Source organism: Actinoplanes sp. NPDC051475, assembly GCF_040689425.1.
Classification (GTDB): Bacteria; Actinomycetota; Actinomycetes; order Mycobacteriales; family Micromonosporaceae; genus Actinoplanes.
Map to the genome: position 1 here is coordinate 1 of NZ_JBFAZZ010000037.1, position 21,246 is coordinate 21,246.

Genomic DNA, 21,246 nt, shown 5'->3' on the forward strand with positions numbered 1-21,246 from the left:
GGGTTGCCGCAGCCGTTGCGGGCGGTGGTGGGGTTGGCGTTGGCGAAGGATCCGCGGGATCGTCCGAGTGCGCGGGAGTTGCTGGACATGCTCCTCGGCGACCGGCCCGCCCCGCGGCCCGTCGCCGCCCGGCAGCAAACCACGGTGCTCACCGAGTCGCGCGACGACCTGCTCCGCGCGGTGACCGCCGACCCCCACTACGACGACTACGAACCGCCGCCGGACCGGGCCGTGCGCACCCGAGGCCACCGGATGCTCGCCGCGCTGGCGGTGCTGCTGGTCATCGCCGGGCTCACCACCGTCGGCCTCGTCGTGAACGCCCACGCCCGGAGCCGCACCCCCACGGCGGGCACCTCCTCGCCGGACGGCGGCGAGGCGGCCGGAGCGCCGGAGCCCGGCCCCGGCGGCACCGGGAGCCCGGCGACCGACGACCCGCTGCCGAGCGCCCCGCCGGACGACCCGGAACCACCGTCAACCGGCGGCAGACCCGTGCCGATCGAGCCGACCGGCGGCGAACCGATCATCCAGGACCCGCTGAACCAGCCCGGGCAGTGGTTCGACAGTGAGATCCGCGAGGCGAACGCGCGCTGCTTCATCCGCGGCGTGATGAAGGCCGAGCGCATCGACCGCGGCGTCTACCAGTGCGCCGGGCCCGACGAGAAGATCGAGGACGACTTCGGTGTCGAGGTCACCACGACGCTGCAGACCGCAGGCAGCTGCGCGGCCATCTGGTTCCATTGGAGCGACCAGGACGGCGGCCAGGTGCTGCGCATCTGCCAGGACGAGATCGACCTCGCCGCGGACACACCCGCCGACCGTCAGGTCTTCGACAGCGTGCAGCTCGACGACCCGATCCCGCTGCAGAAGACCACCCGCATCCACCTCGTCGTCCGCGACGGCGCGGCCCAGGTCTTCCGGGGCGGCACCTTCGCCGGCGAGTTCGCCCTGCCGGCCCGGGTCGCGGACGCCGGCGAGGTCAGACTCGGCCTCAGTGCGGAGGCCACCGACACGGAGCCGCCATACGCGGTCACTTTCAGCAACGTCGACATCCGGTCGATCTGAGGATCTCGAGTGTCGGTTAGGCGGCAACCGGCGGACGGGTCTTCGCAGGCAGTGACACCGCCCGATAGGGTGCCTTCCTGTCGGGGGTGATGTCCCGTGCCCTGAGGGCGCGGGGAGGACGGCGAACGAGCCGTCCGGGGGCGTAGGAGCAGCGGCATGGCGGAGGAGCGGACGACCCCGCTGCGCCCGCGTGACCCGCGCAGGCTGGGGCCGTACGAGCTGCTCAGCCGGCTCGGCGAGGGCGGCATGGGCACCGTCTACCTGGCGCGCGCCGCGTCGGGGACACTCGTAGCGGTCAAGATGATCCGCGCCGACCTGGCCCCCGACGACGCGTTCCGCCGCCGCTTCCGCAGCGAGGTCAACCGGGTCCGCCAGGTGCCGCCGTTCTGCACCGCCGAGGTGCTCGACGCCGACCCCGACCACGAACAGCCCTACCTGGTCGTCGAGTACGTCGACGGCCCCAGCCTCGCCGAGGTTGTCGAGGAACGCGGCCCGCTCACCGCCGCCAACCTGCACGGCGTCGCGATCGGCGTGGCGACCGCCCTCACCGCCATCCACGGCGCGGGGATCATCCACCGCGACCTCAAACCCCGCAACGTGCTGCTCGCGCCGGGCAGCCCCAAGGTCATCGACTTCGGCATCGCCCGGCCCATGGAGGCCACCGACGGGCACACCCACACGGACGAGATGGTGGGCACGGTGGCGTACATGGCGCCCGAGCGCTTCGGCGACGACACCACGCTGCTCACCCCGGCCGCCGACGTGTTCGCCTGGGGTGGCGTGGTCGCGTACGCGGGCACCGGCCGTACCCCCTTCAGCGCCGACTCGCCGCCGGCGACCGCGGCCCGGATCCTGACCCGCCCGCCGGATCTGACGGGCCTCAGCGGGCCGCTGCGCGACCTGGTCGCGCACGCCCTGGAGAAGGATCCGGCCAACCGCCCGACCGCCCGCGAGCTGCTCGACCTGCTGGTGACGAGCCCGCAGCAGCCGGCCCCGGCCGCGGCGGCCCTCGCCCACCAGCCGGGCCTGCGGGTCGCGGCCGAGGAGGCGCAGGCGGCCACCGGCTACCACTCGGCCCGCCAACTGACCGCGATCGCGGCGCCGGCGGAGCTCGTCGGCTACACCGAGGACTCGATCGTCACGCAGCCGGTGCCGGTGTCCCCGGCCGGACCGGCGACCCCGTTCACGCGTGAGCCGCACCCCCGCCGCCCCTGGGTCCTGCCGACGGCGATGATCCTGCTCGTGCTCGCCCTCCTCGCGACGGCCGGCCTCGCGGTGGGTCTCTGGCCCAGGTTCCGCGACCGCGATCTGGCCCCGCCCGGGCAGCAGGAGGCGCCACTGCTGACGGATCCGCTGCGGCAGCCCCGCCTCTGGAAGGCGTCCACCGACGCCGACGAGGGGGCGACCTGTTCGTTCCGCGACGGCCTGATCGTGCGCCGCGAGACCAAGGGCGTCTTCCGCTGCCGCGGTCCGGCCGACGCCGAACCTGCCGACCTGCAGGTGCAGGTCGGCATCCGGCTGCTCACCCCGGACAGCTGCGCCTCCGTCTGGCTGCGCTTCCGCGGCAACCAGGGCTACCAGGTACGCGTCTGCGAACGCAACGTGTACGTCGGCACCCACAAATCCACCGACATCGAGGTCCTCAAGACGTTCCCGCTCGACGACGCCCCGATCGGCGTGGGCGCGCCCCCGACAACGATGACACTGACGATGCAGGGCGAGACGCTCGAGATCCTGCGCGACGGGGAGCTGGTGGGGACCCTGGCGGTGACCGACAAGGACATCACGATCGGGCGGGTCGCGCTGGGCATCTACACGGAGCAGTACGCGGCGCCGACCGGCCCTTATGAGGTGGCTTTCACCGACATCAAGATCTGGCAGGTCTGACAGGGCGGGCGTCGCGGTCGCCCCCGGCCCTGGTGAGCCGGGGGCGTCGCCGGATGTCAGTCCTTCGTCAGCCCGGCCCGCCGCAGGGCGTCGGCCATCGCGCCGCCGTTGAAGCTCGTGCCGGACTGCTGGCCGCTGCCGCGCTGCTGACCGCCGCCCTGGCGCGGCTGGCCCTGACGCTGGCTGCCGCCGCTCGCGCCGCCACCGCCCTGACGGGGCTGTCCACCGCGCTGGCCGCCGTCGCGTGCACCGCGGTCGCGACCGCCGCGCTCGCCGCCGCCCTGCCCGCCGCCTTGTCCGCCGCCTTGGCCGCCGCCGCCCTGCCCAGCGCCGCCTTGGCCGCCCTGTCCAGCGCCGCCTTGGCCGCGCCGGTCGCCGCCGCCTTGCCTGCCGCCGCCTTGGCCGCGCTGGTCGCCGCCGCCCGGCCCGCGCTTGTCCCCGCCGCCGGGGCCGCGCCGGTCGCCGCCGCCCTGGCGGGGTTCGTCGGTCAGGCGCATCGTCAGTGAGATGCGCTTGCGGGCCTCGTCCACCTCGACCACGCGGACCTTGACCACGTCGCCGGACTTCACCACCTCGCGGGGGTCCTTCACGAACGTGTTCGACAGCGCCGACACGTGCACGAGGCCGTCCTGGTGGACGCCGACGTCGACGAAGGCCCCGAACGCCGCCACGTTGGTGACGACGCCCTCGAGGACCATGCCCGGCTTCAGGTGGGCGATCTTCTCCACGCCCTCGGCGAAGGTGGCCGTGGTGAAGGCCGGGCGCGGGTCGCGGCCCGGCTTCTCGAGCTCGCGCAGGATGTCGGTGATCGTGGGGAGGCCCACCGTGTCGGTGACGAACTGCTCGGGCTTGAGCGCGCGCAGGATCGGGCTGTTGCCCATGGCGGCGCGCAGGTCGGTGCCCGCCGTGGCGAGGATCTTGCGGACCACCGGGTAGGACTCCGGGTGCACGCTGGAGGCGTCGAGCGGGTCGTCGCCGTCGGGGATGCGCAGGAAGCCCGCGCACTGCTCGAACGCCTTGGGGCCGAGCCGGGCGACCTTCTTGATCTCCGAGCGGCTGCGGAACGGGCCGTTGGCGTCGCGGTGCAGCACGATGTTCTCCGCGAGGCCCGCGCCGATGCCGGAGACCCGGGTCAGCAGGGGAGCGGACGCCGTGTTGACGTCGACGCCGACCGCGTTCACGCAGTCCTCGACCACCGCGTCGAGCGAGCGGGACAGCTTCACCTCGGACAGGTCGTGCTGGTACTGCCCGACGCCGATCGAGCGCGGATCGATCTTGACCAGTTCGGCCAGCGGATCCTGCAAACGCCGGGCGATGGAGACCGCGCCGCGCAGCGAGACGTCCATGCCGGGCAGTTCCTGCGATGCGTACGCCGAAGCCGAGTACACAGACGCACCGGCCTCCGACACCATCACCTTGGTCAGGTTCAGCTCGGGGTGCCGCTTGATGAGATCGGCCGCCAGCTTGTCGGTCTCGCGGGACGCAGTGCCGTTGCCGATGGCCACCAGGTCGACGTTGTGCTGCTTGGCGAGCTCCGCCAGCGTGTGGATGGACGCGTCCCACTTGTTCTGCGGGACGTGCGGGTAGATCGTCGAGGTGGCGACGCACTTGCCCGTGGAGTCGACGACGGCCACCTTCACACCCGTACGGAATCCGGGGTCGAGGCCCATGGTGGCGCGCGTGCCGGCGGGCGCGGCGAGGAGCAGGTCGCGCAGATTGGCCGCGAAGACCCGCACGGCCTCGTCCTCGGCCGCCTGCCACAGCCGGACCCGCAGGTCGGCGCCGAGGTGGATGAGGATGCGGGTGCGCCAGGCCCAGCGCACCGTGTCGGCCAGCCAGCGGTCGCCGGGCCGGCCGTGGTCGGAGACGCCGAAGCGGCCGGCGATCGCGGCCTCGAACGACGGCGCGTCCGCCTCGTCGGCGGTCGGCTCCATCGTGAGGTCGAGGACTTCCTCCTTCTCGCCGCGGAACATGGCGAGAATCCGATGCGAGGGCAGCTTCGTGTACGGCTCCGCGAAGTCGAAGTAGTCGGCGAACTTCGCGCCGTCGGTCTCCTTGCCCTCGCGCACCTTGGCGACCAGCCGGCCGCGCGTCCACATGCGCTCGCGCAGCTCACCGATGAGGTCGGCGTCCTCGGCGAAGCGCTCGATGAGGATCGCCCGGGCCCCGTCGAGGGCCGCGGCCGCGTCGGCCACCCCCTTGTCGGTATCCACGTATGCCGCCGCCTCGGCCTTCGGGTCGCGGGCGGGGTCGCCGAGCAGCAGGTCGGCGAGCGGCTCCAGGCCGGCCTCACGGGCGATCTGCGCGCGGGTGCGGCGCTTCGGCTTGTAGGGCAGGTAGATGTCCTCGAGCCGCGCCTTGGAATCCGCGGCCATGATCTGCGCCTCGAGCGCGTCGTCGAGCTTGCCCTGCGAGCGGATCGATTCGAGTACGGCGACCCGCCGGTCCTCGAGCTCGCGCAGGTAGCCGAGGCGTTCCTCCAGCACACGCAGCTGCTGGTCGTCGAGGGTGCCGGTGACCTCCTTGCGATACCGGGCGATGAACGGCACGGTGGCACCGCCGTCGAGCAGCTCGACGGCCGCCGAGACCTGGCCCTCGCGGACCCCGAGCTCCTGGGCGATGCGCTGATGGATGGCTGTCGTCACGCGGACGATTGTGACCGAGGGGTACGACACTTGTCGCGGCACCCCGCTCACGGCGAGCTGATCATCACCCGGTCCGGGTGCGCACATCCGCCCCGAGATCCCGCTGGACCGCCCACAACGCGGCCTCGGTGCGGGACACCGCACCAGTCTTACGCAGCAGATTCGACACGTGCACGGTCACCGTGCGGACCGAGATGCCGAGCGCGCCGGCGATCTGCTTGTTCGCCATCCCCTCCGCCAGACAGCCGAGCACCTCCCGCTCGCGGGCGGTCAGCTCCACAGCCTCCCGCAGCTGCCCGGCGAGGTCGTCCCGGTCGCCGGCCAGCAGCTCGGTGATCCGGTACGGGTTCCCGCCCGTGCGCCGCCATACCGCCTCGGCGAGGGCCCGGGACGGCCGGCTGTCCCCGTACACGTGATCGAGGACCTGGGCCACCTGCCCGGCGGTGAGCGGACCGAGATGCCGGCGCACGGCACCGGGCGCGCCGGCCAGGCGCTCCAGCGCACGGACGGTGAGGGCGGGGTTGACCGCGGCGTCCGGAGGGCGGGACGTCACCAGCAGCAGGGCGGGGACGTCCGCGCCGGCCAGCTCCGCGATGAGGCTGAGGCTGGCGGGGTCGAGAGCGTGCAGATCGTCGACCAGCAGGACGGCCGGGCGCCCCCCGACCAGCGTGCGCACCGTGGTGACGGCCAGGCGCAGCAGCGCGTCGGGCGTGTACCGCTCCCGGGGGACATCGGGATCCTGGGCGAGCCAGGCCAGCGCGTCGGGCGGCACGGGCAGATCCGGGCGTGGCCCGGTGGCGGCGAGCACGGCGGCCAGCCAGTCGTACGGTGCGGGGGAGTGCAGCCGTGCGGACCCGGACAGGACCACCTCAGCGGCCGCTACCTGCGCCGCCGCCGCGGCCAGGGTGCTCTTCCCGGTCCCGGGCAGGCCGGTGACGACGGCGGGGACGCACCGGCCGCCGCCGCGCACACGCTCCCAGGCGTGCCGCAGTTCGTCGAGTGCGGCCGCCCGGCCGACCATCGGCACCGGCATCACCTCTCAACACTACGTACTACGTACTACAGACATGCTCTCCGCCCTTTGGCAGTCTTGGAGGCATGAGCTTGGTGCTACGTGCGGTCGCCGCCTCCGACCAGGGGCTGGTCCGGTCGAACAACGAGGACGCGGTCTTCGTCGGCGGGCGGCTGCTGGTCGTGGCGGACGGCATGGGCGGCCTGCCCGCCGGCGAACTCGCCAGCGACATCCTGGTGAAAGCGGTGGCCGTCGTCGACGACATCCCGGAGTCGGACGAACCGTTGCAGGACCTGATCGCCGCGCTCGCCACGGCGAACGAGCGGATCGAGGCGGCCGTCGCCGACGACGCCGACCGCGACGGCATGGGGACCACGGTGACGGCCCTGCTGCTCGCCGGCGACCGCGTCGCGGCCCTCAACGTCGGCGACTCCCGCTGCTACCTGATGCGCGACGGGGTGCTGACCCAGATCACCCGCGACGACACGTACGTGCAGGCGCTGGTCGACCAGGGCGTGCTGACCCCGGGCGACGCCCGCCGGCACCCCCAGCGGGCCCTGGTCACCCAGGCGGTCCAGGGCGGCCCGTTCCGCCCGGCGGGCCGGATGGTTCCGGTACGCGCCGGCGACCGGTTCCTGCTGTGCAGCGACGGGCTCAGCGACTACGTCGAGGACGAGGTGATCGCCACGACGCTGCGGGCGTACGCGGACCGGCAGGTGTGTGCGGCGGAGCTGATCGCGCGAACCCTGGAAGCCGGGGCGCCTGACAACGTGACCGTGATCGTCGCGGACCTCGAGTAGTGCTCACCACCGAGCGCCTCGTGCTGCGCCGGTTCCGGCTCGAGGATGCGGGGGCGCTGGCTGCGTACCGGTCGGATCCGTCCGTGGCCCGCTACCAGTCGTGGAACTCGCCGTACTCGCTGGACAAGGCACGGTACGCCGTCCAGACGATGGTCGCCGCGGATCCGCGACAGCCGGGCTGGTTCCAGTACGCGGTCGAGCTCGCGGAGGAGGACACGCTCGTCGGGGACGTGGGCGTGAACCTCGCGGACAACCTGCGGCAGGCGGAGATCGGCTACACGCTGGCCCCCCGGTGGCAGGGACACGGGTACGCCACCGAGGCCGTACGGGCGGTCGTCGACCATCTGTTCCGTGACCGTGGCCTGCACAAGGTGTCGGCGGAGTGCGACGCGCGGAACACGGCGTCGGCGCGGTTGCTGGAGCGGATCGGCTTCACGCGCGAGGGGCATCTGCGGCAGCACACCTGGATCAAGAACGAGTGGACGGACGACCTGCTCTACGGGCTGTTGTCCGACGATTGGTTTTCCACAGGCCACGAAGATTAGGGGCGCGGCGGGTGGCGGCGGGGCTATGGTGCTGGTTGCACAGCGGCCTCGTCAGTCACAGGTTTCGGTTCGTGTCGCGGCTGCGTAGTCGCAGGTCACGGCAAACTCGTCTCGGCAAAGGAGCCGGCCATGTCCGTTCGCCTCAACCCGTACATCTCCTTCCCCGACGGCAACGCGCGCGCGGCGATGGAGTTCTACCACTCCGTCTTCGGGGGCGACCTCCGGATCAACACCTTCGGCGAGTTCGGGATGCCTGACCCGGCGGTGGCCGACAAGATCATGCACGCCCTGCTGGAGACGCCGAGCGGCCTCGCGCTGATGGCCGCCGACACGCCGCCGGGCATGGAGGTCGTACCGGGATCGACCATCTCGGTCAGCCTCAGCGGCGACGACGCCGACGCGCTGCGCGGGTATTGGGAGAAGCTGTCCGAGAGCGGGACGGTCAGCGTGCCCCTGGAGAAGCAGATGTGGGGCGACGAGTTCGGCAGCTGCCGTGACCGGTTCGGCATCGACTGGATGGTCAACATCACCGCTCCGCAGGCCTGAGTCGCCTCTCTCGTCTGAGCGCTATCACCGGGGTTGTGGGAGGCGGGTGAGTCTTCGGTGGGCGGGGTCAGCCGGAGGGGGCGGCTGGGGACCTCGTGCGGGTGCGGACGGCTTCGGCTGCGCGTTGTGGACTGCGGGTGGTGCGTTGCGGCCTCGCGGTCAGGCGCGTGCGGCCTGACGGCGGCCCGCCGAGCTGCCCCTGTCCGACCGCCCGCGTGCCTGGCCGGCCGCCCCGGCCCGCGTGCCTGGCCGCCTCGGCCCCGCCTGCCGGGCCCAGCTGCCCGGCCCAGCTGCCCGGCGGGGGAAGCCCCTGCCCACCTGCCGGCGGGGAAGCCCTGCGGGCCGCCGTGGACTTCGGGCCGGGCTGTGGAGGGGGAGAGGCCGCAGAAACGACCGCCGATCGAGCGGAGACAGCAGCGCACGGGGCACGGTCACCGCGGTGGGCTGGCGGCGGTCACTGAGGTGGGCTGGCGCGGTCACCGCGGCAGGCTGGCGCGGACCCTGGGGCGGGTTGTCACGGTCCCCGGGCCGGATCAGCGACGTGGTCAGCAAAGCGATTAGCGGCGCGGTCAGCAAAGCGGCTCTGAAGGCGTAGCGCATGCTGGTTCAGTGCGGAGGGGAGGCACAGAAGTGCTCGAGGAGGTGCGGCGGATCTGCCTCGCGCTGCCGGAGGTCACCGAGCGGCTCAGTCACGGCTCACCGACCTGGTTCGTCCGCGACAAGCGGACATTCGTCTCGCTGATGGCCGACGGCCATCACGACACCGACTTCCCGCAGCTATGGTGCGCCGCCCCGCCAGGCGCTCAGGAGGAGCTGATCCTCGCCGACGGTGACCGATTCTTCCGCCCGCCCTACGTGGGGCATCGCGGATGGCTAGGGGTGCGGCTGGACGGTGAGGTGGACTGGGCGGAGATCGCGGAGTTGTGCGAGGACGCCTTCAACACCGTAGCCCCGAAGACCCTGCGCACCTCCCGCTGAACAAAAGGAGCGGGCGCCTCCCGAGGAGACGCCCGCGTCGGCCCGGCTCAGCCCTCGAAGCGCAACCAGACCGCCCCGAGGGGCGGTACCCGCAGCGCCGCTGATGCGTTCAGGCCGTGCCAGGGCAGGGCTTCGGCGTGGACCTCGCCCAGGTTGCCTACGCCCGAGCCGCCGTACATTGTGCTGTCCGTGTTGATGACTTCGCGCCACACGCCCGCCCGGGGGAGGCCGATGCGGTAGTCCTCGTGCGGGACCGCCGCGAAGTTGACCACGCAGGCCAGGGTGTCGCCGTTGGGGGCGAAGCGCAGGAACGAGAACGTGTTGTGCTGCGAGTCCTCCGAGGTGATCCAGCGGAAGCCGCTCGGCGTGGTGTCCTGCGTCCACAGCGCCGGCGTTTCGCGGTATGTGCGGTTCAGGTCCTTGATCAGGCGGTGGATGCCGCCGCCTCGGCTCTCGTCGGCGAGCAGGTCCCAGTCGAGGCCGCGTTCCTCGCTCCACTCGCGTTCGTCGCCCATCTCGGCGCCCATGAAGATCAGCTGTTTGCCGGTGAAGGCCCACATGAAGCCGAGCAGGGCGCGGTTGTTGGCGAGCTTCTGCCAGAGGTCGCCGGGCATCTTGCCGGTCAGCGAGCCCTTGCCGTGCACGACCTCGTCGTGGCTGATCGGCAGGATGTAGTTCTCGCTCCAGGCGTACACGGTGGCGAAGGTCAGCTGGTGGTGGTGCCACTGCCGGTAGATCGGCTCCTTCTCCATGTAGGACAGGGTGTCGTTCATCCAGCCCATGTTCCATTTGAAGCCGAAGCCCAGCCCGCCGAGATGGGTCGGACGGGTCACGCCCGGCCAGGCCGTGGACTCCTCGGCGATCGTGACCACGCCGGGGCTGTTCTTGTAGACCGTCGCGTTCATCTCCTGCAGGAAGCTGATCGCGTCGAGGTTCTCGCGGCCGCCGTACTGGTTCGGCGTCCACTCGCCGTCCTTGCGGGAGTAGTCCAGGTACAGCATCGAGGCGACCGCGTCGACGCGCAGACCGTCGGCGTGGAACTCCTCGCACCAGTAGAGGGCGTTGGCCACGAGGAAGTTGCGGACCTCCTTGCGGCCGAAGTCGAAGACGTACGTGCCCCAGTCCGGGTGCTCGCCGCGCCGCCAGTCGCCGTGCTCGTAGAGGGGGGTGCCGTCGAAGCGGGCCAGGGCCCATTCGTCCTTGGGGAAGTGCGCCGGGACCCAGTCCAGGATCACGCCGATGCCCGCCTGGTGGAGCTTGTCGACCAGGTAGCGGAACTCGTCGGGCGTGCCGAAGCGCGACGTCGGCGCGAAGTAGCCGGTGACCTGGTAGCCCCACGAGCCGCCGAACGGGTGCTCCATGACCGGCATCAGCTCGACGTGCGTGAAGCCGCTGTCGGCCACGTAGTCGACGAGTTGCGACGCGAGCTCGGTGTAGGACAGGCCCGGCCGCCACGAGCCGAGGTGCACCTCGTAGGCGCTCATCGGTTCCTGGTGCCAGTGCCGGGTGGCGCGCTCGGCCATCCACTGGCCGTCCTGCCACTCGTACCCGGACTCGAAGACGACCGATGCGGTCGCCGGCGGCACCTCGGTGTGCTGGGCCATCGGGTCGGCCTTCTCGCGCCAGACGCCGTCGCGGCCGAGGATCTTGAACTTGTACTTGGTGCCGGCGGACGCGCCCGGCACGTAGATCTCCCAGACGCCGCTGCCGCCGAGCGAACGCATCGGCAGGCCGTCGTACGGGCCCCAGCCCGCGAAGTCGCCGATGACCTGCACGCCGCGGGCCGACGGCGCCCACACGGCGAACGCGACGCCCTCGCCGCGCGGGTGGGCGCCGAGCACCGTCCACAGCTTCTCGTGCCGCCCCTCGCCGATCAGGTGCAGGTCCAGCTCGCCGAGGGTGGGCAGGTGCCGGTACGGGTCGTCGCAGACCGTACCGTCCACGTCGATGCGGTAGTCGAGCACGGAGTCGGGCAGCTCGGCGGCGAAGATGCCGTCAGGGTGCACCTGGGTCATCTCCGTACGCTCGTCGCCGACGACCACCGCGACGGCCTTCGCCCCCTTGCGCATCGTCCGGATCACCGTGCGGCCGCCGCTGGGGTGCGCGCCCAGCAGCGAGTGCGGGTCGTGCGTGTCGCCCGAGATGACGGCGTGCATCTGGCGCTGGTCGGCGCCGCCCGGCGCGGGCGAGGAGGGTGGGGTGGTCTGGCCGATCATCGGTTCTTCCTCCGGGGTGTCAGCCGGCGAGCCGGGCGATGGACCGCAGCGGGATGCGCAGCCATCCGGGCCGGTGCCGGGCTTCGTACGCGGCCTCGTAGACCGCCTTGTCCAGCTCGTACGCCGCCAGCAACGCGGCATGGTCGCGCGGGTCGGCGCCGGCGGCTGCCGCGTACCCGTCGCAGAAGGAGGCCCGGTTGCGGTCGACCCATTCGCGGGCGCGCGCGGCCAGGTGCTCGTCGTCGTCCTGATCCACCAGCAGCTGGTAGGCCGCGTACTCGTAGCTTCGCAGCACGCCGGCGATGTCGCGCAGCGGCGAGTCCGGCAGCCGGCGCTCGTCCAGCGGCTGACCCGGCTCGCCCTCGAAGTCGATGAGCAGCCACGCCTGCGGGGTGCGCAGCACCTGGCCGAGGTGCAGGTCGCCGTGGACCCGCTGCACGGTCACCTGCTCGCCGGTGAGCTTGCGGAACCGTTCCTCGATGACGGGGACGTACTCCCGCAGCTCGGGCACGGTGGCGGCGGCCGAGGTCAGCCGGGCCACGACGGCGTCGACCGGGAACGGCGACGGCCCGCTGCCCAGTTCGTCGGCGAGGGTCCGGTGCACCGACGCGACGGCCTCGCCCAGCCTGTACGACTCGCCGGCGAAGTCGCCGCCCATCTCGTCGGCCCGCAGGTCCGCGTCGGCGAACAGGTCGCGGGCGCTGGCGGTGGCCATCGCCCAGCCCTCGGCGGAGTTGACCGCGTAGGCGGTGACCATGCCGAGCGGGCAGGGCCCGCTGTCCGAGCTCGTCTCGAACGAGCCGAGGAGCCGGGCCACGTGCGGGTTGCCCGCGCGGCCGAGGACCCGGTTGAGCTCGATGTCGGGATTGATGCCGCAGTCGACCCGACGGAAGATCTTGAGGATGGCCTCCTCCTCGAAGATCACGCTGGTGTTGCTCTGCTCGGCGTCGAAGACCCGTGGCGACGAGTTGAGCGGCAGCGAGGTGCCCGGTTCCTTGGTGAACACCACGTCGCCCTTGACCGCCGACGAGTCGATCAGCCCGAGCAGGAAGCGGGCCGCATCGGCGTCGTAGAGCCCGTCGTAGCCGGTGCGATCGCCGTCGGTGCCGATCGTGGCGATCGTGCTGTACTCCGAGATCGGGCCGTCGTTCCACGCGACCACGACCTGGTAGCGCTCGGTGCTGCCGTCCTCGTACGCGACGTCGACGAGGATCAGGTCCATGTCGTCGCGCAGCGGTGTCATCGAGGAGGGTTCGGCGGAGACGAGGGTACGGCTGCGGCCCGCGTACCAGCGTTGCTGGGGCAGCCATTCGGCGAAGGGCAGCGTCATTGCTTCTCCTCGGACCCGCAGAGCTGGAACCAGTAGAACCCATGTCCCGGCAGCGTCAGCAGGTAGGGCAGCTGGCCGATGCGCGGGAAGTTCACGTGCCCGGTCAGCTCGACCGGCGTGTACCCGTTCCAGTGCTGCAGGTTCAATTCGATGGGCTGGGGGAAGCGCGAGAGGTTGTTGACGCAGAGCACCACGTCGTCCCCGGCCTCACGCAGGTACGCCAGCACCGACGGGTTGGAGCCGCCGAGCTCGCGGAACGTGCCGATGGCGAACGCCTCGTGCCGCCGCCGGACGGCCAGCATCGTCCGGGTCCAGTTGAGCAGCGACGTGGAGTTGTCGCGCTGGGCCTCCACGTTGACCGCCTGGTACCCGTACACCGGGTCCTGGTTGGCCGGCAGGTACAGCCGGCCGGGATTGGCCGTGGAGAATCCCGCGTTGCGGTCGGGGGTCCACTGCATGGGTGTGCGGACGCCGTCGCGGTCGCCCAGCCAGATGTTGTCGCCCATGCCGATCTCGTCGCCGTAGTACAGCACCGGGGAGCCGGGCAGGGACAGCAGCAGGGCGGTGAACAGCTCGATCTGGTTGCGGTCGTTCTCCAGCAGCGGGGCGAGCCGCCGGCGGATGCCCACGTTCGCCTTCATCCGCGGGTCCTTGGCGTACTCGGTGAACATGTAGTCGCGCTCTTCGTCCGTGACCATCTCGAGCGTGAGCTCGTCGTGGTTGCGCAGGAAGATGCCCCACTGGGCCATGTCCGGGATCTCCGGCGTCTGGGCCAGGATCTCGGAGATGGGGAAGCGGGACTCGCGCCGCACGGCCATGAAGATGCGCGGCATGAGCGGGAAGTGGAACGCCATGTGGCACTCGTCGCCGCCGGCGTCCGAGTCGCCGAAGTACTCCACCACGTCCGCGGGCCACTGGTTCGCCTCGGCGAGCAGGACCCGGCCGGGGAACTCGTCGTCGATCACCTTGCGGCAGTGCTTGAGGAACGCGTGCGTCTCGGGCAGGTTCTCGCAGTTGGTGCCCTCGCGCTCGAACAGGTACGGCACCGCGTCCAGCCGGAAGCCGTCGATGCCCAGGTCCAGCCAGAAGCGCAGGACGTCGAGCATCGCCTCCTGGACCTTCGGATTGTCGTAGTTCAGGTCCGGCTGGTGGCTGAAGAACCGGTGCCAGTAGAACTGCCGGCGCACCGGGTCGAACGTCCAGTTCGACTCCTCGGTGTCGACGAAGATGATCCGGGCGTCCGAGTACGGCTCGCTGGTGTCGCTCCACACGTAGAAGTCGCCGTACGGGCCGTCGGGGTCGCGGCGCGACTCCTGGAACCAGGCGTGCGAGTCCGAGGTGTGGTTCATGACCAGGTCGGTGATGACCCGGATGCCGCGCTTGTGCGCCGCGTCGAGCAGGGCGACGAAGTCCTCCACCGTGCCGAAGTCCGGCAGGACCTTGTAGAAGTCGCGGATGTCGTAGCCGCCGTCGCGCAGGGGCGAGTCGTAGAACGGCGGCAGCCAGAGGCAGTCCACGCCGAGCCACTGGAGGTAGTCCAGGCGCTCGATCAGGCCGCGCAGGTCGCCGGAGCCGTCGGCACTGGAGTCGTAGAAGGCCCGGACCAGCACCTCGTAGAACACGGCTCGTTTGAACCAGGTCCGGTCCGCGGGCAGCGTCCGGGCATGACCGAAGTCGTCGGCGGTGGGGTGCTCGACCACACCGTCCTCGACGTGGCTGCCCTCCGCGGGATCGTGCTCGACGGTTACATCGAGGTCGTTCGTCAAGTCCATCAGACGCTCACCTACCCCACCCCGCAGGAACTGAATCGCGTGCGCCGTCAGCGGCGCGGGTGCACCACGAACACGTGCGCCGGCTCGACGTACGGGTCGATCCGTACGGCGTTGTGCTGGCCCCACTCGTACGACGCCCCGGTGATCTGGTCGACCACGTCGAAGCGCTCGTGCCAATCCATGCCGAGAGCGGGCATGTCGATGGTCGTGTTGCCCCATTGCACGTTCGCCGAGTCGAACGAGCAGATGACCAGAACGGTGTTGCCCGTCTCGGGATCCCGCTTGGACCAGCACAGCAGCTCGGTGTTGTCGATCTCGTGGAACTCGATGTTCCGCAGCCACTGCATCGCCGGGTTCTCCCGCCGGATGGTGTTCAGCCGAGTGATGTACGGCGCCAGCGACCGCCCGGCCCGCTCCGCGCCGGCCCAGTCGCGTGGCTTGAGCTCGAACTTCTCGTTGTCGATGTACTCCTCGGAGCCCGGCCGCGGCACGTGCTCGAAGAGCTCCAGCCCCGAGTACATGCCCCAGGAGGGCGAGAGCATGCTCGCCAGGACCGTACGGATCTTGAACATCGGCGGGCCGCCGTGCCACAGGTGCTCGGGCAGGATGTCCGGGGTGTTGGGCCAGAAGTTGGGGCGCATCCAGTCGATCGAGGACTTCAGCTGGTGCACGTACTCACGCATCTCCCAGGCCGTCGTGCGCCAGGTGAAGTACGTGTACGACTGGGTGAAGCCGATCTTGCCCAGCCCGTTCATCATCGCCGGGCGGGTGAACGCCTCGGCCAGGAAGAGCACGTCGGGGTCGACGGCCTTGACCTTGGCGATGCACCACTGCCAGAAGTTCAGCGCCTTGGTGTGCGGGTTGTCGACGCGGAAGATCTTGACGCCCTGCTCGACCCAGTGCAGCACCACGCGCAGCACTTCCTCGCGCAGGCCCTTCGGATCGTTGTCCCAGTTCAGCGGGTAGATGTCCTGGTACTTCTTGGGCGGGTTCTCCGCGTACGCGATGGTGCCGTCGGCGCGGGTGGTGAACCACTCCGGGTGCTCGCTGACCCAGGGGTGGTCGGGCGCGGCCTGCAGCGCGAGGTCCATCGCGACCTCGAGGCCGTGCTCGTTCGCCGTACGGATGAAGGCCCGGAAGTCCTCCAGCGTGCCCAGCTGGGGATGGATGGCGTCGTGGCCGCCCTCGTCGGAGCCGATCGCCCAGGGCGAGCCGACGTCCTCGGGGCGGGCGACCAGGGTGTTGTTGCGGCCCTTGCGGTTGACCTTGCCGATGGGGTGGATCGGCGGCAGGTACAGCACGTCGAAGCCCATGCCCGCGACGGCCGGGATCCGCTGCGACGCGGTCGCGAAGGTCCCGTGCTTGACCGGCGTCGCCTCGGGGCCGACCTCCGCGCCCTCGGAGCGCGGGAAGAGCTCGTACCAGGCGGAGAAGAGGGCGCGCTGGCGGTCGACCCACAGCGCGTAGGACCGGGTGGTCGTCACGAGCTGGCGCACGGGGTTGTGCCAGAGCAGCTCCTCCAGCTCCAGCGCGGGGGAGACCCGGGCGAACAGCGAGCGGTGGTCGTCGCGCAGGGCGGCGGCGGCGTCGCGGACCCGCTCCTCGTCGCCCTGCGGCACGATCTTGGCGGCGAGGTCCAGCACCTCGGCGCCCTCGGCCAGGTCGTTGGCCAGGTCCTCGAGCCCCTGCCCGGCGCCGATCTTCTTGGTGACGGCGTTGCGCCAGGTCTGGTAAGGATCGTCGAACGCCTCGACGGTGAACGTCCACCGGCCCACCCGGTCCGGCTTGATGACGCCGTGCCACTGGTCCAGGCCGGGCTCGCCGGGGCTGAGCCGGGTGAAGGGCTGTGCCTCGCCGTCGGGACCGGTCCATACCACGTTCACGCCCAGCGCGTGGTGGCCTTCCCGATAGGACACGGCCGAGACCGGGACCAGCTCGCCGACCACCGCCTTCGCCGGGTAGCGGCCGCAGGACACGGACGGCGTGACGTCTTCGATGGGAAAGCGTCCGGTCATGATCTCCACCGTAGTCAGAAAGGTCGGGAGGGGCCTCGGAGACGGGCGAAATGCAGCGACCGTCCACGTCAGTTTCTCCGCATTGGAGGAACTGCAAACGGCGTCGCACCCGGTGCCCCACAACCTACCGGAGCACGCTCAGGCGTACCCGTCGAGGCGCGCCTTTGCCCCACCCAGAAACTCGGTCAAATCGGCGCCGTGCCACACCCTGGCCGGCTCCGGATCCCGGGCCGTCGCGGCGGCCAGCCGGGAAACGGGCAGATCGCCGGAAACCGCCCCGGCCGCCAGCACCACGTTGCCGGCCCTGCGCCCCCGGACCAGGCCCGGCGGCGCAATCAGGGCCACGTCGCCGAAGGCGGCGCGCAGCGTCGCCGCCTGGATCCGCGAGTAGGACAGCGGCGGCAGGTCGGTCAGGTTCATCGCGAGCACGCCGCCGGGCCGCAGCAGGCGGGCCGCGGCGGCCGCGAAACCCACCCCGGCGACGCTCGCCGGCATCGCCGCCCCCTGGAACACGTCCGTCACGATCGCGTCGTAGCTCCCGGCCGGGGCCGCGTCCACGAACGCCCGGGCGTCGCCCACCTCGACGGTCACCGCATCCGGCCAGGGCAGTGTCCGGGCCACGACTGCCAGCAGCAACGGATCGTGCTCCACGACGGTCTGCACCGAGCCGGGCCGCGTCGCGGAGATCCAGCGCGGCAGCGTCAGCCCGCCGCCCCCCAGATGCAGAACGGTCAACGGTACGGCCGCAGGAGCCCCCAACCGCAGCACCGTGGCGACCCGGCGCACATATCCGAAAGCCAGGAACGTGGGATCGCCAAGATCGACATACGACTGCGGTATCCCGTCCACGCACACGGTCCAGCCGCGCTCCCGGGCGGGATCCGGCTCCAGCATGGCGGTCCCCGAGGCCACCCGCGCGAAGATCGTTGCCCGTTGGTTGCCGTGGGTTGCCATCGGGGGCAGGCTACTCAAGGACCCGGCTGCGGCGCCGAGAGGTACGGCGAGGCACCCCAGGCAGGGGCGCACCGAGCCCTGGGGGAACATATGGCGGGTCCGTCGACCGCGCTGTCGCCGGTGATCGCGGCCAGCACGCACTGGCTGGTCCGGGCGTACCCCTGGACGGGCTCGGACAGCGCCGCGGCCACCCTCAACGAGCTCCAGGCCCGCCAGGCGGTCACCGTAGCCGCGTGGCTGCGCTACCCGACCCCGGTCGACGCCGAGCTGGTGGCGATGGCCGGCCCCGGCGGCTCCGCGGTCCTGGACTGGCGCACCGGCAGCGAGCCCGACGACGAGCTCGCCGAGAACGAGGGCTGGCGCACCTGGGTGGACGAGGTCGTGGTGAGCTGGGCGGCCTGCCTGCTCGCCGACCCGCTGCTCGCCGCCCGTGCCGTCGACGCGGTGGCCGCCGCCGTACCCGCGAGCGCCCCGGCCGACGACCGCCCCCGTCCCCGCGGCCGCGCGGGCGACCTCCCGGCCGAGTTCCGCCGCCTGACCGCCCCCGACGACCGCGAACAGGCCGCCGCAATCCTCCTGCGCCACCCCGACCTGCTGGAATCGGTAGCGGACCTGCACCGCGACGACTTGTTCTACCTGCTTCCCGCGTTGTCGATGCCGGCCTGACGTCAGGCGAGGCGCACCGGGAAGCCGCCTGTGGCGATCGGGCCCCAGGATTCGATCGTCACGCGGATCAGGGACTTGCCCTGTTCCTGCATGGCGCTGCGGTACTCGTCCCAGTCCGAGTGCTCGCCGGAGATCACCCGGAAGTACTCGACCAGCGGCTCGAGTGCCTCGGGCAGGTCGAGCACCTCCGCGACGCCGTCGACCTGGACCCATGCGCCGCCGAATTCGTCGGACAGCACGCAGACGCTGACCCGGGGATCGCGGCGGATGTTCTTCACCTTGGCCCGCTCGGGGTAGGTGGAGATGACGATGCGGCCCTCGGCGTCGACGCCGCAGGTGTTCGGCGACGACTGGGGCCGGCCGTCCCTGCGGGTGGTCATCAGGATCGCGTGGTGCCGGGGCCGGAGGAACTCCAGCAGCTCCTCGCGGCCGACACGGTTGTTGGTGGCGACGGTGCGAGCCACGGCGCTCAGCCCTTCCGATCGCCGACGGCGGCGCCCACGACGCCGGGCCGATCGGCCTCGACGGGGACGGCGCCCGGGTGCCCGGCCGCCTGCTCGGCGGTCACGGCGGCGCCGATGATGCCCGCGTTGTTCAGCAGCGTCGCGGGGACGATCGGGGTACGGACGTCGAGCAGCGGCAGCCACTTGTCCGCCTTCTTGCTCACGCCGCCGCCGACGATGAACAGCCGCGGGGACAGCAGCATCTCGACGTGCCGCAGGTACGCCTGGACCCGGTCGGCCCAGTCCTCCCAGCTCAGGTCCTCCTGCTCGCGGGCTCGGTCGGAGGCGCGCAGCTCGGCGTCCTTGCCGTGCAGCTCCAGGTGGCCGAACTCGGTGTTCGGCACGAGCGTGCCGTCGAGGAACAGGGCGCTGCCGATGCCCGTACCGAAGGTCAGCATCATCACCAGGCCCCGCTGGTCGTGCCCGGCGCCGAAGGCGATCTCGGCGACGCCGGCGGCGTCGGCGTCGTTGAGCACGGACACCGGCTTGCCGAGCCGCTCGGAGAAGAGCCGCGCGGCCGGCGCGTCGAGCCACGACTTGTCCACGTTCGCCGCCGTACGGGTGACGCCGTCGACCACCACGCCGGGGAACGTGATGCCGACCCGCTCGTAGTCGCCGAACTGGCCGGCCACCTCGGCGACGGTCTCGACGATGCCCGCCACGTCCGACGGCTGCGGTGTCGGTATCCGGATCCGTTCCGCGAGCAGCTCCCCGCGCACCGTGTCGACCGGTGCCCCCTTCACTCCGGACCCGCCGATATCGATGCCCAGGATCGCCATAACCGCTCTCCGTCTCACAGGTGTTTCGCATATGTGTACCCACAGATACTCGCGGTCGAATCGTGCCATCCGCCGCCTCCCGCCCTTGCACCTGCTCGGTGAGGCGTGCATACTGCCGTTAGAACATCTAACGAAGTGGAGCAGTGATATGAATTCCGCGACCGAGATCGTCCTTCCCGGCGTCGTCGAGCCCGAGGGCCTGGAGATCCGCAACCGCCCGATCCCCGCGCCCGGACCGGGGCAGGCGCTGGTGCGCGTCGAGGCCACCGGCGTCTCCTTCGCCGAGCAGCAGATGCGGCGCGGCCGCTACTACGACCAGCCGGCGTACCCCTTCGTCCCCGGCTACGACCTGGTCGGCACGGTCGCCGAGATCGGGCAGGGCGTGGACCCGGCCCTGCGCGGGCGCCGGGTCGCCGCGCTCACCAAGGTCGGCGGCTGGACCACCCATGCCGTCCTGGACGCCGCCGACCTCGTGCCGGTCCCGGCCGGGGTGCGGGCCGCCGACGCCGAGACCGTGGTCGTCAACGGCATCACCGCCTGGCAGATGCTGCACCGCCACGCGAAGGTACGCGCCGGGCAGACCGTGCTGGTGCTCGGCGCCAACGGCGGCGTCGGTTCCACCCTGGTGCAGCTCGCCCGGATGGCCGGCGCGCGGGTCCTCGGCAGCGCGTCCCCGCGCCACCATGAGGCGCTGCGGTCGGCCGGGGTGATCCCGGTCGACTACCGCGGCGACGTCACCGCCCAGGTTCGCGCCGTCGCGCCGGACGGGGTGGACGCCGTCTTCGACCACGTCGGCGGCCCGGGCATCGTGGCGTCCTGGAAGTTGCTGCGCCGGGGCGGCGCGCTGGTCTCGTACGGCACCGCGTCCACCCGTGACGACACCGGCAACCGCCAGCTCCCGGTGCTCAAGCTGCTCGGCCGCCTCTACCTGTGGAACCTGCTGCCCAACGGCCGGCGGGCCTCCTTCTACAACGTGTGGGGCGGCCGCGCCCTGAACCGCAAGCGGTTCCAGGCCCGGCTGAGCGCGGACCTGACCGCCGTCCTCGAGGCGATGGCCGCCGGCCGGCTCACCGCCCAGGTCGCCGCCGAGCTGCCGCTGACCCGCGCAGCCGAGGCGCTGCGCCTCGCCGAGTCGGGAACCGTGGCCGGCAAGATCGTCCTGACGCCCTGACCGGATCGTCCCCCAAAGGGGGCAAATCGCCCGCGTCGCGGAGCGTGACTCATACTTTCGGCTGGTCAAGGCTGGGCCGACCGGCTAGCGTAAACCAGAGTGAACGGTCGCCGCGTGTGGGCACGGCTCTCTGCCCGCTGATGGAGGACCTCCTCGATGACCGCAACAGCGATCCGCGCCACCACGGCGAGTGACTCCACGACGGAGAGCGCCGCCGATCTTCTCCACGCCATGGCCGAGGCTCCCGCCGGGGACCGCTGCCGCGCCGTCCTGCGCGATCGGGCGATCGAGGCCTGGCTGCCGCTGGCCCGCCACCTCGCCCACCGCTACTCCGGCCGCGGCGAACCCACCGACGACCTCGTCCA

General features: G+C 71.5%; 16 protein-coding genes and 2 pseudogenes. 9 read left to right on the forward strand and 9 right to left on the reverse strand.

Annotated elements, in window-relative coordinates; translation table 11 throughout:
- A pseudogene (locus AB0368_RS37945) lies at window positions 1-1,062 on the forward strand (hypothetical protein); the annotation flags it as partial.
- A 156-nt stretch (window positions 1,063-1,218) separates the two neighbouring features.
- A complete protein-coding gene (locus tag AB0368_RS37950; RefSeq protein ID WP_366158892.1) occupies window positions 1,219-2,949 on the forward strand; it encodes a serine/threonine-protein kinase in 1,731 nt (576 codons plus the stop codon).
- 56 nt (window positions 2,950-3,005) lie between these two features.
- On the opposite strand, the gene AB0368_RS37955 is transcribed toward AB0368_RS37950, so the two are convergent.
- On the reverse strand, window positions 3,006-5,594 hold the full coding sequence (locus AB0368_RS37955; protein WP_366158893.1) for a Tex family protein: 2,589 nt from the start codon (window positions 5,592-5,594) through the stop codon (window positions 3,006-3,008).
- A 64-nt stretch (window positions 5,595-5,658) separates the two neighbouring features.
- Complete coding sequence (locus AB0368_RS37960; RefSeq protein WP_366158907.1) at window positions 5,659-6,627, reverse strand: helix-turn-helix transcriptional regulator; 969 nt, start codon at window positions 6,625-6,627, stop codon at window positions 5,659-5,661.
- A gap of 65 nt (window positions 6,628-6,692) precedes the next feature.
- On the opposite strand from AB0368_RS37960, the gene AB0368_RS37965 reads away from it, so the two are divergent.
- The 4 genes from AB0368_RS37965 (at window position 6,693) to AB0368_RS37980 (ending at window position 9,475) form a co-directional block, all read left to right on the forward strand.
- Window positions 6,693-7,406, forward strand: coding sequence for a protein phosphatase 2C domain-containing protein (locus AB0368_RS37965; RefSeq protein WP_366158894.1), 714 nt, complete (start codon window positions 6,693-6,695; stop codon window positions 7,404-7,406).
- On the forward strand, window positions 7,406-7,951 hold the full coding sequence (locus AB0368_RS37970) for a GNAT family protein (RefSeq protein ID WP_366158895.1): 546 nt from the start codon (window positions 7,406-7,408) through the stop codon (window positions 7,949-7,951). The genes AB0368_RS37965 and AB0368_RS37970 overlap by 1 nt, the downstream gene beginning before the upstream one ends.
- Before the next feature lie 129 nt (window positions 7,952-8,080).
- Window positions 8,081-8,497: a VOC family protein gene (locus AB0368_RS37975; protein ID WP_366158896.1), complete on the forward strand. Its 417-nt coding sequence runs from the start codon at window positions 8,081-8,083 to the stop codon at window positions 8,495-8,497.
- A 630-nt stretch (window positions 8,498-9,127) separates the two neighbouring features.
- A complete protein-coding gene (locus tag AB0368_RS37980; RefSeq protein ID WP_366158897.1) occupies window positions 9,128-9,475 on the forward strand; it encodes an MmcQ/YjbR family DNA-binding protein in 348 nt (115 codons plus the stop codon).
- Between the two features lie 47 nt (window positions 9,476-9,522).
- Here the strand turns inward: AB0368_RS37980 and glgB are convergent, their stop codons facing one another.
- The 5 genes from glgB to AB0368_RS38005 form a co-directional block, all read right to left on the reverse strand.
- Entirely contained in the window at window positions 9,523-11,691 is a 2,169-nt protein-coding gene (glgB, locus tag AB0368_RS37985) for a 1,4-alpha-glucan branching protein GlgB (protein ID WP_366158898.1), read from the reverse strand.
- 19 nt (window positions 11,692-11,710) lie between these two features.
- Entirely contained in the window at window positions 11,711-13,021 is a 1,311-nt protein-coding gene (locus tag AB0368_RS37990) for a maltokinase (protein WP_366158899.1), read from the reverse strand.
- The gene (treS, locus tag AB0368_RS37995) at window positions 13,018-14,793 is read right to left on the reverse strand and encodes a maltose alpha-D-glucosyltransferase (RefSeq protein WP_366158900.1); all 1,776 of its coding nucleotides are present in this window, start codon (window positions 14,791-14,793) and stop codon (window positions 13,018-13,020) included. The genes AB0368_RS37990 and treS overlap by 4 nt, the downstream gene beginning before the upstream one ends.
- A gap of 47 nt (window positions 14,794-14,840) precedes the next feature.
- Entirely contained in the window at window positions 14,841-16,808 is a 1,968-nt protein-coding gene (locus AB0368_RS38000; protein ID WP_366158901.1) for an alpha-1,4-glucan--maltose-1-phosphate maltosyltransferase, read from the reverse strand.
- A 138-nt stretch (window positions 16,809-16,946) separates the two neighbouring features.
- Complete coding sequence (locus tag AB0368_RS38005) at window positions 16,947-17,762, reverse strand: fused MFS/spermidine synthase (protein WP_366158902.1); 816 nt, start codon at window positions 17,760-17,762, stop codon at window positions 16,947-16,949.
- A 90-nt stretch (window positions 17,763-17,852) separates the two neighbouring features.
- Here AB0368_RS38005 and AB0368_RS38010 point away from each other — a divergent pair, with 90 nt between their 5' ends.
- Window positions 17,853-18,428: a hypothetical protein gene (locus AB0368_RS38010; protein ID WP_366158903.1), complete on the forward strand. Its 576-nt coding sequence runs from the start codon at window positions 17,853-17,855 to the stop codon at window positions 18,426-18,428.
- Between the two features lie 2 nt (window positions 18,429-18,430).
- Here the strand turns inward: AB0368_RS38010 and AB0368_RS38015 are convergent, their stop codons facing one another.
- Both AB0368_RS38015 and ppgK read right to left on the reverse strand, forming a co-directional pair.
- Window positions 18,431-18,892: a PPOX class F420-dependent oxidoreductase gene (locus AB0368_RS38015; protein ID WP_366158904.1), complete on the reverse strand. Its 462-nt coding sequence runs from the start codon at window positions 18,890-18,892 to the stop codon at window positions 18,431-18,433.
- 5 nt (window positions 18,893-18,897) lie between these two features.
- Window positions 18,898-19,710: a polyphosphate--glucose phosphotransferase gene (ppgK, locus tag AB0368_RS38020; RefSeq protein WP_366158905.1), complete on the reverse strand. Its 813-nt coding sequence runs from the start codon at window positions 19,708-19,710 to the stop codon at window positions 18,898-18,900.
- Between the two features lie 148 nt (window positions 19,711-19,858).
- Between ppgK and AB0368_RS38025 the strand changes: the two genes are divergently transcribed.
- Complete coding sequence (locus tag AB0368_RS38025) at window positions 19,859-20,881, forward strand: medium chain dehydrogenase/reductase family protein (protein WP_366158906.1); 1,023 nt, start codon at window positions 19,859-19,861, stop codon at window positions 20,879-20,881.
- A gap of 156 nt (window positions 20,882-21,037) precedes the next feature.
- Window positions 21,038-21,246: pseudogene (locus AB0368_RS38030) on the forward strand (RNA polymerase sigma factor SigF); the annotation flags it as partial.

Excerpts from the sequence above, each read along its gene's own strand:
- AB0368_RS38000 (WP_366158901.1), bottom strand. The coding sequence starts at position 16,808 with ATGACCGGACGCTTTCCCATCGAAGACGTCACGCCGTCCGTGTCCTGC.
- AB0368_RS37975 (WP_366158896.1), top strand. The coding sequence starts at position 8,081 with ATGTCCGTTCGCCTCAACCCGTACATCTCCTTCCCCGACGGCAACGCG.
- AB0368_RS38005 (WP_366158902.1), bottom strand. The coding sequence starts at position 17,762 with ATGGCAACCCACGGCAACCAACGGGCAACGATCTTCGCGCGGGTGGCC.
- treS (WP_366158900.1), bottom strand. The coding sequence starts at position 14,793 with ATGGACTTGACGAACGACCTCGATGTAACCGTCGAGCACGATCCCGCG.
- AB0368_RS37960 (WP_366158907.1), bottom strand. The coding sequence starts at position 6,627 with ATGCCGGTGCCGATGGTCGGCCGGGCGGCCGCACTCGACGAACTGCGG.
- AB0368_RS38010 (WP_366158903.1), top strand. The coding sequence starts at position 17,853 with ATGGCGGGTCCGTCGACCGCGCTGTCGCCGGTGATCGCGGCCAGCACG.
- AB0368_RS37990 (WP_366158899.1), bottom strand. The coding sequence starts at position 13,021 with ATGACGCTGCCCTTCGCCGAATGGCTGCCCCAGCAACGCTGGTACGCG.
- ppgK (WP_366158905.1), bottom strand. The coding sequence starts at position 19,710 with ATGGCGATCCTGGGCATCGATATCGGCGGGTCCGGAGTGAAGGGGGCA.
- AB0368_RS37965 (WP_366158894.1), top strand. The coding sequence starts at position 6,693 with ATGAGCTTGGTGCTACGTGCGGTCGCCGCCTCCGACCAGGGGCTGGTC.
- AB0368_RS38025 (WP_366158906.1), top strand. The coding sequence starts at position 19,859 with ATGAATTCCGCGACCGAGATCGTCCTTCCCGGCGTCGTCGAGCCCGAG.
- AB0368_RS37950 (WP_366158892.1), top strand. The coding sequence starts at position 1,219 with ATGGCGGAGGAGCGGACGACCCCGCTGCGCCCGCGTGACCCGCGCAGG.
- glgB (WP_366158898.1), bottom strand. The coding sequence starts at position 11,691 with ATGATCGGCCAGACCACCCCACCCTCCTCGCCCGCGCCGGGCGGCGCC.